Source organism: Maridesulfovibrio frigidus DSM 17176, from assembly GCF_000711735.1.
GTDB lineage: Bacteria > Desulfobacterota > Desulfovibrionia > Desulfovibrionales > Desulfovibrionaceae > Maridesulfovibrio > Maridesulfovibrio frigidus.
The window spans coordinates 97,814-110,230 of sequence record NZ_JONL01000001.1; the positions used below are offsets into that span (position 1 = coordinate 97,814).

Here is a 12,417-nt window from a genome sequence, read left to right on the forward strand (position 1 = left end):
TATACTCTTACCATTAATACTGATTTTTTTTATATGTCAACATGATCAATAAAAAACACAATTAGACGACACTTATTTTGCACCTCAATATTCAGCAAAATAACAGTTTCACCCACTTATATTCGCAAATAGCCTCTATTTGCGACAAATCCCCCTACCAATATTGCTAAATACTTAACAATCTGGGCCATTATTAAATATAAACTGCTATACATATTAGCTTTGACAGCAATCAGAGGCACGGTTACAAATGCATATCAAGTTTTACTATATTTATTTCAGGAGTACCGACCATGGATAAATTTCCAAGAGTTCACAGGCTGCCCCCCTATGTTTTTGCCAAAGTGAACGAATTAAAAATGCAGTTACGCCACCAAGGCGAAGACATTATTGATCTGGGTATGGGTAACCCGGACCTCCCTACACCTCAGCACATTGTAGACAAACTATGTGAAGCGGCCCAAAAGCCTGTCAATCATAGATACAGTGCCTCAAAGGGAATCAAAGGCCTTCGCAGAGAAATGGGCGCGTGGTACAAAAGAAGATACGATGTTGATTTAGACATCGATCAGGAAATCGTAGTTACCATGGGCGCCAAAGAAGGGCTGGCGCATTTAGCACTGGTCATGCTTTCCCCTGGTGATGTCGTTTTCGCCCCCGATCCATCATATCCTATACATCCTTACGCCAGTATCATTGCAGGCGCGGATGTTAGAACAATACCAATGGCTCATGACAGAGACTTCTTTGAAGATCTCGAAATGGCAATGCGCCAGACATGGCCAAAACCGAAAGTATTGATTATTAATTTCCCGCATAACCCGACAGGTATCACTGCAGAAATTCCTTTCTTTGAAAAGATTGTAGATTTTGCTAAAGAGAATGACCTGCTGGTCATTCATGATCTGGCTTATGCTGATTTTACTTTTGACGGATACAAGGCGCCAAGCTTCTTGCAAGCACGTGGTGCAAAAGATGTTGGAGTAGAATTCTTCTCCTTATCCAAAAGCTACTCAATGCCTGGTTGGCGTGTGGGTTTCTGTTGTGGTAATCAGGAGATGGTACAGGCTTTGACCCGTATTAAAAGCTATCTGGATTACGGACTGTTTCAGCCCATTCAGATTGCAGCGTGTGCCGCTCTAAGCGGACCGCAGGACTGCGTTCGCGAAATGATGGACATCTATCAGGATCGCCGCGACGCATTATGCGAAGGTATGCAGCGCATCGGCTGGGACGTAACTCCTCCAAAAGCAACGCAGTTCATTTGGGCTAAGATTCCTGAGCAGTTTAAACACTTAGGTTCAGTTGAATTCTCAAAATTACTCTTACGCGAATGTAAAGTCGCTGTTGCTCCGGGGCTCGGTTTCGGTAGCTACGGAGACGACCATGTGCGTATGGCTTTGGTAGAAAACAGGCAGAGAATTAATCAGGCTGTTCGCGGCATGAAAGATTTATTCGGCTGCTCTTCTTAAAAAAACAAATTGCTGTATTTCCGGCTGTTTTATCGCAGCCGGAAATACAGCTTAAGATTCCAGTGAACGTCATAAAGAGGTATAAATGCAGACAGTCAAGTTAGCCATTGCAGGGTTCGGCACAGTCGGAACCGGTCTTGCCCGGATTATTGAAGAAAACGAAGATATTATTCTCGCCCGCTCAGGCAAGAAGTTTAATATAACGTCCGTTCTTGTCCGTGATCTCAAGAAGCAAAGGGACTACCTCCCAGGCCCTGATGTAAAATTTACTAACGATGTAGATGAATTCACATCAGGTTCAGACGCTGACATTGTTGTTGAACTAATGGGCGGCATCACGCTTGCGCTTGATATAGTCAAGAAGGCTCTCGAAGCCGGCAAGCATGTTGTTACTGCAAACAAACACCTCTTAGCGGAACACGGAATAGAATTATTTGAAATAGCCAAGAAGAATGGAGTCGGGCTCTACTATGAATCTAGTGTTGCCGGCGGCATCCCCATTATTCAGGCGATAAAAGAAAGCCTTGCTGCCAACCGCATCAAATCCATAGTCGGAATCCTGAACGGAACCGCTAACTACATTCTTTCCGAAATGAGCACCAACGGACTTGAGTTCGATACAGCTTTAGCTCAGGCGACAGAATTGGGATATGCAGAAGCAGATCCAACCTTCGACATCGAAGGCATCGATACAGCTCACAAAATGGTTGTGCTGATCCGAAATGCATATGGTAAAGACTACCCTCTCGCGGACCTTCCGGTCGAAGGAATCACCAGCATAGAAGGACAGGATATTCGGTTTGCCCGTGAGCTTGGATATAGAATAAAACTCATCGGACAAGTACGCGATGTGGGCGGAAAACTAGAAGCTGGAGTATTTCCGGCACTTGTTAAATACACCCTGCTACTTGCCAGAGTCGGCGGAAATTACAACGCTGTCAGAGTTGAAGGTAATGCTGTAGGACCCGCATTTTTCCACGGTCAAGGCGCTGGCTCTATGCCTACCGGAAGTGCCGTACTAGCAGACATAATGGCTCTTTCCAGCTCAAAAACTCCCGACAACACAGGCTTTAACAACAGCCCCATCGAGAAGGCCGAAATTCTGCCGCCAGAATTGGCATCTTCCGAATACTATTTCAGATTCTCTGTTGCTGATAAAGCAGGAGTTATGGCTGAAATTTCAAGAGCCATGGCTGACCATAATATTTCAATAGCTCAGGCAGTACAAAAAGACGCGCCTTCCGGTGCGAATATTCCGATTGTCTTTACGACTCATAAAGCATGCACAAAAGATGTTAATGCAGCTCTTAAAGAAATCGACAAGATGTCTTTCATCACTCGCGAAACTTTAAGCATGAGAATCCTTCAAGGATAATGGAAAATAAATGAAACTGCTTTTTCTGATAGCTGACGGCATGGGCGGATGGCCCATCAAGGAACTCGGCAACAAAACCACAATGGAAGCTGCGCATACACCTAATATGGATATGCTTGCTAAAAAAGGCATTGTCGGAAGATGTAGAACAGTTCCCGCAACTATGCCTCCGGGATCTGATGTTGCGAACATGTCTCTTTTGGGATTTGACCCTGAAAAATTTCATACAGGGCGCGGACCTATTGAAGCGGCAGCGCAAGGTCTTAAACTGAATCCTGACGATTTGGTATGGCGTCTTAATCTAGTAAATCTGTCTGATATCAGCGCAGACGGAACTATGTATGATTATTCAGCAGGTCATATTTCAACTGATAAGTCAGTGCCTTTGGTCGAAATGCTTCAGAAAGAGCTTGGCAATGATGAATTCACATTCTACCCCGGAATTCAGTATAGACACTTGCTTGTCCACAAAGGCGGAGCTAAAAAGCTTGAAAGCAAGCTTGCGATAAATCCACCCCACGATATTACTGACAAGCCCATCAGCGCAGACATTGAAGAATATGGCAAAAGCCCGCTAATGACCAAACTTTTGCAGGACTCAGCCAAGCTTCTGAAAAACAACGGAACCAAAGCTGTCAGCATTTGGCCTTGGGGACAAGGAACGCCTCTGCTTCTGACTAATTTCGAAGAGAAGTATTCCATGAAAGGAGCTGTCATATCCGCTGTTGATCTCATTAAGGGACTCGGTAGAGCTTCCGGCCTTGAGGTTCTCGAAGTTGAGGGTGCAACAGGACTGGTCGACACCAACTATGCAGGAAAGGTGGAAGCAACTCTTAAGTTCTTAGAACATGGAGACTTTGCGTTTGTTCACTTAGAAGGCCCTGATGAGTCAGGACACATGGGAAGTGTAGAAGATAAAGTTAAGTCCATTGAAAGGTTCGATGCTCAAATCGTCGGGCCATTACTTAAGAAATATCCTGTGGATCAGGCATCATATTTGATTACCTGCGACCACTTCACTCCCATCGAAACGAAAACTCATGACGCAGCCCCTGTGCCATTTATACTTGCAAGTAAAAAGTGCAACGGCAGCACAGGTCTGGATTCATTTTCAGAAAAGAATGCTAAATCTACGGGTGTAATTCAGGATAAAGGGTATGAACTCATGCAATGGGTTATTGACCTTACCAGCTAACGTATATGCCAATAAAAAAAGAATTTCCTACCCCAGATGCGTGGCTTGACCATAGTGTTTCCTATGGTGAAACTGACGCAATGGGAGTAGTTTACTACGCTGAATATTTGCACTTTTTTGAAAGAGCGCGCAGTTTATACATTCGCGAAAGAGGCATGAGCTATTCTGTTGTGGAGGAAAAAGGAATTTTCCTGCCAGTCAGAGAGGCTTCATGCAAATATCGAACTCCAGCCCACTATGACGACATGTTAAATATTCATGTAGGTATTAGAGAATGGAAAAGAGCTTCGATGATATTTGTGTATGACATCTACAAAGATGACCGGACCACTTTTGTTGCCAGCGGGTTCACTGAGCATGCTTGCGTAAATTCAGATGGGCGTCCGGTTAGAGTTCCAGAATGGCTTAGAGAGATTTTTTAAACGAAATCCAATTCCATACTTTTTGCCTAACTTGAGAGGACGTATTTTCCAGTATGAAAGTAACTAACTTTCGTGCTCAAAAATTGTGTTTTCAAGTCAATAAACGATACTACTATTAACCAAATAACAAAGACTAAATAATGTACTACGACGTTCACACCCACGCATTTCATCCTAAAATTTCTGACAAAGTATTAACCCAGCTTAATAACCATTACGGAATAAAGCCTGTCGGAACGGGACTAGTTGAAGACTTGCTGAGGCGAGCAGATAAAGCGGGTCTCGATAAAGTAATCATTCATACTGCAGCAACCGAACCTGCGCAGGTTATACCAGCAAATAACTGGTCTATTGATCTGCAAAAAAACGATTCTCGCGTCATGGCTTTCGGAACAATGCATCCTGATTTCGAAGATCCTGAGAAAGAATTTGCGCGTCTTGAAAAAAATGGGATTAAAGGATTAAAATTTCACCCTGACTTTCAGGGCTTTTTCATGGATGAACCTAAATTCTATAAAATTCTTGAAATGATTCAAGGAAGATTCATCACGATGTTCCATGTGGGAGATAAACTTCCCCCTGAAAAAAATCCATCATGCCCTATCAAGCTAAAAGGCATACTACAAAATTTTCCAAAACTTACAGCAGTTGCAGCCCATATGGGTGGATATCAACACTGGAAATGGTCTGCAGAATATCTAGCTGGAAGCAACGTTTACATGGATACTTCAAGCGCAATTCCATTCATGGACGATAAAGTCCTTCATGAAATAATGAAAAAACACCCGCGCGAAAAAATCCTTTTCGGCAGCGATTATCCGCTTTTTGATCCAGGTGAATCAATTAAAGAACTTCAGTACAAGCTGAAACTTACCGACACAGAGCTTGAATTCCACCTAAGCGCAGCAGATAATATGCTGAACTAAAATATTTATTTTATGTTGTTCCCTTCTCTGAATTGGAGGGAACAACACTTATGATTGAGCACTAGTCTTTAGCAGCATATTTCCCCATGCACTGCACCACTATGTGGTGAAATGGGCGAATTAAGTTGAAATAAAGAGGCCCAGTCCAATGGTTAAATTTAACTATTGTGAAAGTATGAAAATCTGTTTTACCAGAACCAGTCGGTTCTGCAACTACGCCGAGATAACCGCTAAGGTGTTTATCTTTAGCTTCGCCTATCCAATAGTGATCTGCATTGAAATCAACCGAAGTAAAGAAATCAACCTTACCGCCCGCGTTAAAATCAAGCTCTTTCTTCTTAGAATTTTGATGATCTACCACATCATGTTTTAGCTCCATAATTTTGGCGACGACTCCACGTATTTTATACAAAAAAACAAGCCATGTAGGTTCATAAGTAATCAGTCTTTCGAGGAATTCATTCATTGGACGATTGCTGCTGAAGGCTTTGGAGTCTACATAATCTGCACCATGCGCCAGATCATTTAGCACAGGTATTGTCTGAAATAGCTTATTAGAATCATTCATATATTCATCCTCTACCGATTTAGTTATTTTAACCAATTACATTCCATACAACTCTTCTTTCATCAGTTTTATGAGCGCATCACGATCATCTCCTAAAATTGCAGGAGCAATCATTCTTGTCCCAACAAAAAGGGAGTAACTAATGCGTGACAAAAGATAAGCCCTGGCAGAATCACCCGAAACGTCTTCAAATATGTCATATAAATAGTTCATCCGAATTGCATCAACCTTCTCTAGATATCGCTGCGCTAATGAATCACGCTGCGCCCAAGACCTGATGCTGGTTTCCGGCCCATGTGGCAAATCATTAGCTCTGTCTACGATGGCATCAAAACGCTCAACGGCTGTTTTAGATACTGCGTCAACCTGATTCATACTTCCAATAGTCCACACTTCCACCCAGTGAGTGAGCATACGTTCCAGATAGTCATCACGTCCTTTGAAATGATGATAAAAAGACCCTTTAGTCACGTTTAAATGTTTACATAGAGCATCAATCGTCAATTGCTGAATACTATGCCTAGCAAGCAATTCTAAGCCTGCATCAAGCAAATCAGCAGCACTGTGCCGGCTGTTTTTAACCGTTCCAACTTTTAATTCATCCATATCAGTCAACTCCACTTATTAAGCACCATACGGTATGGTATGTTTATTAATTATAAAGAATATAGTCAAGCGTAATTTTTGATTCACGATAAAACAAGAAACGCCTGCTGGATAAATCCGGCAGGCGTTTCTAAATAACTAAGCTAATTCGATTCGTTTATCGAAATCTCTTATTTTGCAACTCTAGGTACAACCACATGACAAGCATTGTTTGCACAAGGAGCTAGCTTAAGTTCAGCTTTACCAGCCTTGTTCATTTCAGCATGACACCCGCGACAACTGCGGTCACTATGCAAGGTGTGGAAAGCTCTAAAGTATGACTCCGTGTCACCTTTACTTTTCAACTCGTCGTGACAACCTTCATCAGCACAACTCTTCACAGGACTTTTACCATCCCAAGTGTGGTGACACTGCACACAGGAAACATCCTGATGGCTGAAGTGAGAGAATTTAACCTCAGAAAAACGAGTCTTATTAAGACCCTCAGGGCGATCAAACTCTAAAGTTACAGGAAAGCTTACAGTCAGGTCCGCACGGACTATGTCAGCTTTATCGGAAGAGATGTTAGCAATCTCTTCGCTTAAATTATTGGCGGTTGTAGCATAAACAATTACCATAACGGCAAAAACAACTGCTATCCCTACATACAAAAAATTAGTCTTCATTCTATTCCTCCTCAAGAAAGTTGTAACTTCCTACTCAAAATCAGGGATTATTTCAATAAAAATGAGGATAAGCACATACCACGCAAATGACTTTCCGTACAATCTTAGCAACTATATAAACATATAGAGAAAAATTTAACACATATTAATTAAAAGTTATAACAAATTTAATCAACACCTTTCAAATGCAACACTTTAATTCAACATCATTTTAACCATACAGCACACTAAAAATACATAATAACAACTGCTAAACCAGTAATTAAGCATTAGGAATTAATACATACTCGTCACAATAAAACAAATTCACCTTTAATTCTTAATTAAAAGATATAAATATTTTTCTAAAAGAATGCCAACCCCTTTTTTTGTCAATAATAGACAGCCTTAAAACCGACTAAACCACATAATAAAGACAAAATTGAAATTTAACAAAAAAAACCCTCCATGCGAAACATGAAGAGAATTCGTGATAATCTATATATTAACCGTTTATTCGCGAACACCAGCCATCAAGAGACCTATGTTATCGAGCTTTGCAATGTCAGTCACAGGAAATTCATCCATAATCTGCCCACAATACATTACAGCTACTCTATCTGCCAATTGAATGGCTTCGCTCAAATCTCCCGTTACAAGCAGTATTCCGGCCATTTTGCGGGCTTCCAGCAACTTGTTCCAGACTTCCTCTGTAGCGGAGATATCAAGACCCTGCGTAGGCTGCTCAGCAACGATAAGATGAGGCTGACGATAAAGCTCACGGGCCAGAACCATCTTCTGAAGATTACCGCCGGACAATTGCCATGCGAGGGCCTGAATTCTACCAGGGCGAACGTCGTACTCTTCAACAAGTTCTTGAGCTACTTTTGCTGCCTTATCACGCTGAAGAAAAGGTCCGAGGGTAAACCCCTGTCCGGTTGTCAAAAGCAGGTTGTCCACAAGGTCCAGATTTCTAGCTGTAGCAAGATCAAGCCTATCCTCGGGAATGTAGGACATGGAATTATTCCAAGTCATCTCCGCAAAGAATTTGCGCCACGGCTTATTCATAATAAAAATTGTATCTTTCGGAGGCTTGCGAAGCCCGCTAACTCCCTCAACAAGCTCTTGCTGACCGTTTCCCGCAACTCCGACAATAGCAACGACCTCGCCTTTACGGACATTCAAATTAATGCCACGCAAACCGATTCCGGTCATATTCTTAACTTCGAGAACCTTCTCGCCTATTTCCACTTCTTCTTTAGTCACTTCAAGGAGAACTTCTTTACCAACCATGCGACAAGCAAGATCGGCCTTCGAAGTAATTTTCTCACGCGAAACTTCATCGTCGATCTCGCCACGACGAAGAATAGCAACTTCATCAGCTATCGCCATTACTTCTTCGAGCTTATGGCTGATGAAAACAACTGACTTACCAAGCCTAGTCATTGCCCATAACGCTTCAAAAAGACGGAAAGCTTCGCGCGGGGTAAGAACGGCTGTAGGCTCATCAAAAATTAGAACGCGACTTTCTCTGTATAACAGCTTTAAAATTTCTACGCGCTGCTTCTCGCCCATAGAAAGATCAGATATACGAGCTGTAGGATCAATTTCGAGTTCGTAATCTTCGGCGAGTTTGCGAACTCTGTTATTCATCTCACGAGGATTAATGAAGAATGAGCCTTCTTGTCCAAGAAGAACATTCTCGGCTACCGTCATAGTCTCCACCAGCATGAAATGCTGATAAACCATCCCGATCCCGGCTTTAATGGCATCCTTCGAAGAAGTGAATTCTTTGCGCACTCCATCGACTTCTATATACCCTTCATCCGGCTTGAAACGTCCGGCTAGCATATTCATCAATGTGCTTTTACCTGCTCCGTTTTCACCAAGCAAAGCTTTAATGCGACCGGGGTACAGATCAAGTGAAATATCGTTATTCGCAACAACTTTGCCAAATCGCTTGGTTATACCTTTTAAAGATATGAGCGGAGCGGCATCAGCGAATCCTGTAGCTTTTTGTGAGTCAGGGCGGGTTAGATCTTGCGGTCCTTTCATAGTGTCCACCTATCCTTCCGGCTCGATATTAATTCCGAGGTGTGCAGGAGCATTCCCCCCGCGTCCTCTGACAGCAGAGAAAATAAGCACGAGAATCGTAAGTGCATAAGGTAGCATCAGCAAAAGTGAAGAAGGAATATGGGTGCCTATAGCTTGAAGTCTAAGTTGGAAGGCCATAACCCCACCGAAAAGGTATGCACCGAACACAGCTCTTCCGGGCCGCCAGAAAGCAAAGATAACCAAAGCAACCGCTATCCAGCCTCTACCGCCTGCAAGGCCGTTTGCCCAAAGGTGAGTATATGCAAGGGAAAGATATGCACCGCCAAGACCGATAAGAAAACCACCGCCAAGCAGTGCCATCCAGCGCAATCTTATAGATTTAAGCCCTGCCGCAGCAGCTGCGCCCGGCTTTTCACCTACAGCAGTAATAGCAATACCCAGACTGGTTCGGTTCATAAAGATCATGAAAATAAACGGAATGAAATAGCAAAAATATACTAGGGCATCCTGCTTAAAAAAGATTTTCCCAATATACGGGATAGACGAAAGAACCGGAATGGCGAATTTAGAAAAACCTGGTGCAGCTAAGCCAATAAACGGAGTCCCTAAAAAGTTGCAAAGCCCCACTCCGAGTATGGTTAGCGCAAGACCAGAGACAACCTGATTGCCAAGACATGTGATACAGACAAAGCCGTGAAGCATTGCCATCATGGTTCCTGCCAAGCCGCCACAAATAAATGCAAGCCAAGGATTTCCCGTTGTGTATGCCACAGCGAATGCAACAAAAGCCGCCATACTCATCATGCCCTCTACCCCTAGATTAAGCACTCCGCCCTTTTCGGTGAGAATCTCACCAAGCGTAGCGTACAAAATTGGAGTACCGGACTGCACAGTAGCGGCCAGCAGAGGAACTATAAAACTTTCCAGCATTTATATCACCCGATTAAACGTCAGATTAAGCATACGCTAAATCTTCTATTTCTTTCGTGTTATCTTATAAGTTACCAGCATTTGCCCGGCAAGAACGGACATAAGAATAAGCCCTTCCATAATCGACCCGAACGCAGCAGGAATTTGAAGCTCAAGCTGCATATTTTCTACTCCGATACGTAGTGCAGCAAGCAAATATGCAGAGATCGCTATATATAAAGGATGCAGCCTTGCAAGCCAGGCAACAACAATCGCGGTATAACCGTAACCAACCATAATACTTGGCTGTAGCCTGTTCACGACTGCGGATGTTTCGATACACCCAGCCCATCCAGCAAGTGCGCCGGAAATTGCCATAACAAGAATAGTAAGTTTTCCGTACGGCAAGCGGGAATATATAGCAACGCGCTGGCCTTCGCCCGCAACTTTTATATCAAAACCAAGACGGGTAAAGCGCATAAACGCCCACATACCGAGTCCCGCTCCGATACAAACGACAAAACCCCAGTGCAACCGACTATCGCCGATCTGCCCGATAACAGCTCCGCCTGTAAACTCCGGCGTAACCGGAAAGCCGTAACTTTTAGAATCTTTCCATACTCCGAAAACCAAATATTCCAGTAGCAGTATGGCTATATAGTTGAGCATCAATGTTGAAATGATTTCATTAACCTTTAACTTAAGCCGCAAGATGGCTGGGATATAAGCCCAGAATCCACCACAAACCGCGGCCGATAAGAACATTAAAGGCATAAGCAGATATCCGGGAAGGTCGGGAAAACTGAGAGCCGCCCAAGTCGCACCGATGGCACCTAAAGCAAACTGCCCTTCCGCTCCGATATTCCAGACCTGCATCCTGAAAGCAGTCGCAACACCAAGTGCACAAAGAAAAATAGGGATAGATTTTAAAATGGCATCTTCCAAAGCCCATGACGTACCAAAAGCTCCCTGCCAGAGAACAAAAAGTCCTTCCACAGCTGATTTGCCCTGCAATTCAAGCAGGAGAGCGCTTAAACCTAAAGAAAGAACCAGAGCGCCCACGACAATAATCGGGGCGCCCCAGCTCCAGGGTTCATCGCGCTTTTGTAATCGATAACCCAACATAAATTATAATTACTCAGTATTTCCAACGACGCCTTCGACAAACCATGACATGCCGAGAAGCTTACCGTCTTCCATTGTCTGTCCGGCAGGAACTACAACTTTACCCGCCTGATCTTTAATAGGACCAACGAAGATAGCGTTGTTACCTGCTTTGATTTCTTTTTTAGCAGCAAGAACTTTGTCCTGCACTTCTTTAGGAACCATAGAGCTGAAAGGAGAGATATCTACAACGCCCTGATCCATGCCCCACCAGAGAGACTCGTTACCCTGCCAAACACCGTCACGAACCTGCTCAACAACATTTGTGAAGAGAGGAGCCCAGTTCCATACAGCGGAGGTAAGGTGAGATTTAGGAGCAAGCTTGGACATATCAGAGTTGTAACCTATGGAGTATTTACCACGTTCCTGAGCTGCTTCCTGAGGACCAGGAGAATCCTGATGCTGAGCAATAACATCAGCGCCCATATCAAGAAGGCTGATAGCTGCGTCTTTTTCAAGACCTGGATTATACCAAGTTTTGGTCCATACAACGCGAACGGTAGCCTTAGGGTTAACAGCCTGTGCACCGAGAGCAAAAGCGTTGATTCCGCGAATTACTTCAGGAATCGGGAAAGCAGCAACATAACCGATGACGTTATCTTTAGTCATCATACCGGCAACCATACCTGTAAGGTAGCGAGCCTGATACATACGACCGAAATAGTTGCTCATGTTAGGAGTGGTTTTGAAACCGGAACAATGCATGAATGCAACATTAGGGAATTCCTTGGAAACTTTGACCATAGGGTCCATGTAACCAAAGCTTGTTCCAAAAATTACATCGTACCCTTTACGTGCGAAGTTAAGAACTACGCGCTCGGAATCAGTTCCTTCAGCAACGGATTCAACGAAAGAAGTTTCAACATATGGAAGTTTATCAATAGCAATACGACCCTGATCCTGAGCGTATGAATATCCAGCATCAGCAACAGGTGAAACATAAACAAATCCAACTTTAAGTTTATCTTTTTTCTCAACGTCAGAACAAGCAGTCACCATTATTACGAACATTGCCGCTACGATGACCAGGATCATTAACTTACGCATTATCTACTCCTTAAGAATAAAAAATAAACCGTTC

Annotated in this window: 12 protein-coding genes; 5 read left to right on the forward strand and 7 right to left on the reverse strand. The window is 43.3% G+C overall.

What is annotated here, in order from left to right:
* Positions 1-293: 293 nt before the first annotated feature.
* From BR06_RS0100500 to BR06_RS0100520, 5 genes are all read left to right on the forward strand, one after another.
* Positions 294-1,472 (forward strand): aminotransferase class I/II-fold pyridoxal phosphate-dependent enzyme, encoded by a 1,179-nt coding sequence (locus tag BR06_RS0100500; RefSeq protein WP_031479053.1) that lies wholly within the window; start codon positions 294-296, stop codon positions 1,470-1,472.
* Positions 1,473-1,557: 85 nt separating this feature from the next.
* Positions 1,558-2,847 carry a homoserine dehydrogenase gene (locus BR06_RS0100505; RefSeq protein WP_031479055.1) on the forward strand — a complete coding sequence of 430 codons (1,290 nt, stop codon included), beginning with the start codon at positions 1,558-1,560 and terminating at the stop codon, positions 2,845-2,847.
* A gap of 10 nt (positions 2,848-2,857) precedes the next feature.
* A complete protein-coding gene (locus BR06_RS0100510) occupies positions 2,858-4,042 on the forward strand; it encodes a cofactor-independent phosphoglycerate mutase (RefSeq protein WP_031479057.1) in 1,185 nt (394 codons plus the stop codon).
* 5 nt (positions 4,043-4,047) lie between these two features.
* Positions 4,048-4,464 (forward strand): acyl-CoA thioesterase, encoded by a 417-nt coding sequence (locus BR06_RS0100515; RefSeq protein WP_031479059.1) that lies wholly within the window; start codon positions 4,048-4,050, stop codon positions 4,462-4,464.
* 140 nt (positions 4,465-4,604) lie between these two features.
* Positions 4,605-5,390 carry an amidohydrolase family protein gene (locus BR06_RS0100520; protein WP_031479061.1) on the forward strand — a complete coding sequence of 262 codons (786 nt, stop codon included), beginning with the start codon at positions 4,605-4,607 and terminating at the stop codon, positions 5,388-5,390.
* 61 nt (positions 5,391-5,451) lie between these two features.
* On the opposite strand, the gene BR06_RS0100525 is transcribed toward BR06_RS0100520, so the two are convergent.
* From BR06_RS0100525 to BR06_RS0100555, 7 genes are all read right to left on the reverse strand, one after another.
* A complete protein-coding gene (locus BR06_RS0100525; protein ID WP_031479063.1) occupies positions 5,452-5,958 on the reverse strand; it encodes a DUF2867 domain-containing protein in 507 nt (168 codons plus the stop codon).
* A gap of 36 nt (positions 5,959-5,994) precedes the next feature.
* Positions 5,995-6,564 carry a TetR/AcrR family transcriptional regulator gene (locus tag BR06_RS0100530; protein ID WP_031479065.1) on the reverse strand — a complete coding sequence of 190 codons (570 nt, stop codon included), beginning with the start codon at positions 6,562-6,564 and terminating at the stop codon, positions 5,995-5,997.
* Positions 6,565-6,734: 170 nt separating this feature from the next.
* A complete protein-coding gene (locus BR06_RS0100535) occupies positions 6,735-7,229 on the reverse strand; it encodes a cytochrome c3 family protein (protein WP_031479067.1) in 495 nt (164 codons plus the stop codon).
* A 492-nt stretch (positions 7,230-7,721) separates the two neighbouring features.
* A complete protein-coding gene (locus tag BR06_RS0100540; RefSeq protein WP_031479069.1) occupies positions 7,722-9,263 on the reverse strand; it encodes an ABC transporter ATP-binding protein in 1,542 nt (513 codons plus the stop codon).
* A gap of 9 nt (positions 9,264-9,272) precedes the next feature.
* Positions 9,273-10,193 (reverse strand): ABC transporter permease, encoded by a 921-nt coding sequence (locus BR06_RS0100545; protein ID WP_031479071.1) that lies wholly within the window; start codon positions 10,191-10,193, stop codon positions 9,273-9,275.
* 45 nt (positions 10,194-10,238) lie between these two features.
* Positions 10,239-11,297 carry an ABC transporter permease gene (locus tag BR06_RS0100550; protein ID WP_031479073.1) on the reverse strand — a complete coding sequence of 353 codons (1,059 nt, stop codon included), beginning with the start codon at positions 11,295-11,297 and terminating at the stop codon, positions 10,239-10,241.
* A gap of 9 nt (positions 11,298-11,306) precedes the next feature.
* On the reverse strand, positions 11,307-12,383 hold the full coding sequence (locus BR06_RS0100555; RefSeq protein WP_031479075.1) for a BMP family ABC transporter substrate-binding protein: 1,077 nt from the start codon (positions 12,381-12,383) through the stop codon (positions 11,307-11,309).
* Positions 12,384-12,417: the final 34 nt, after the last annotated feature.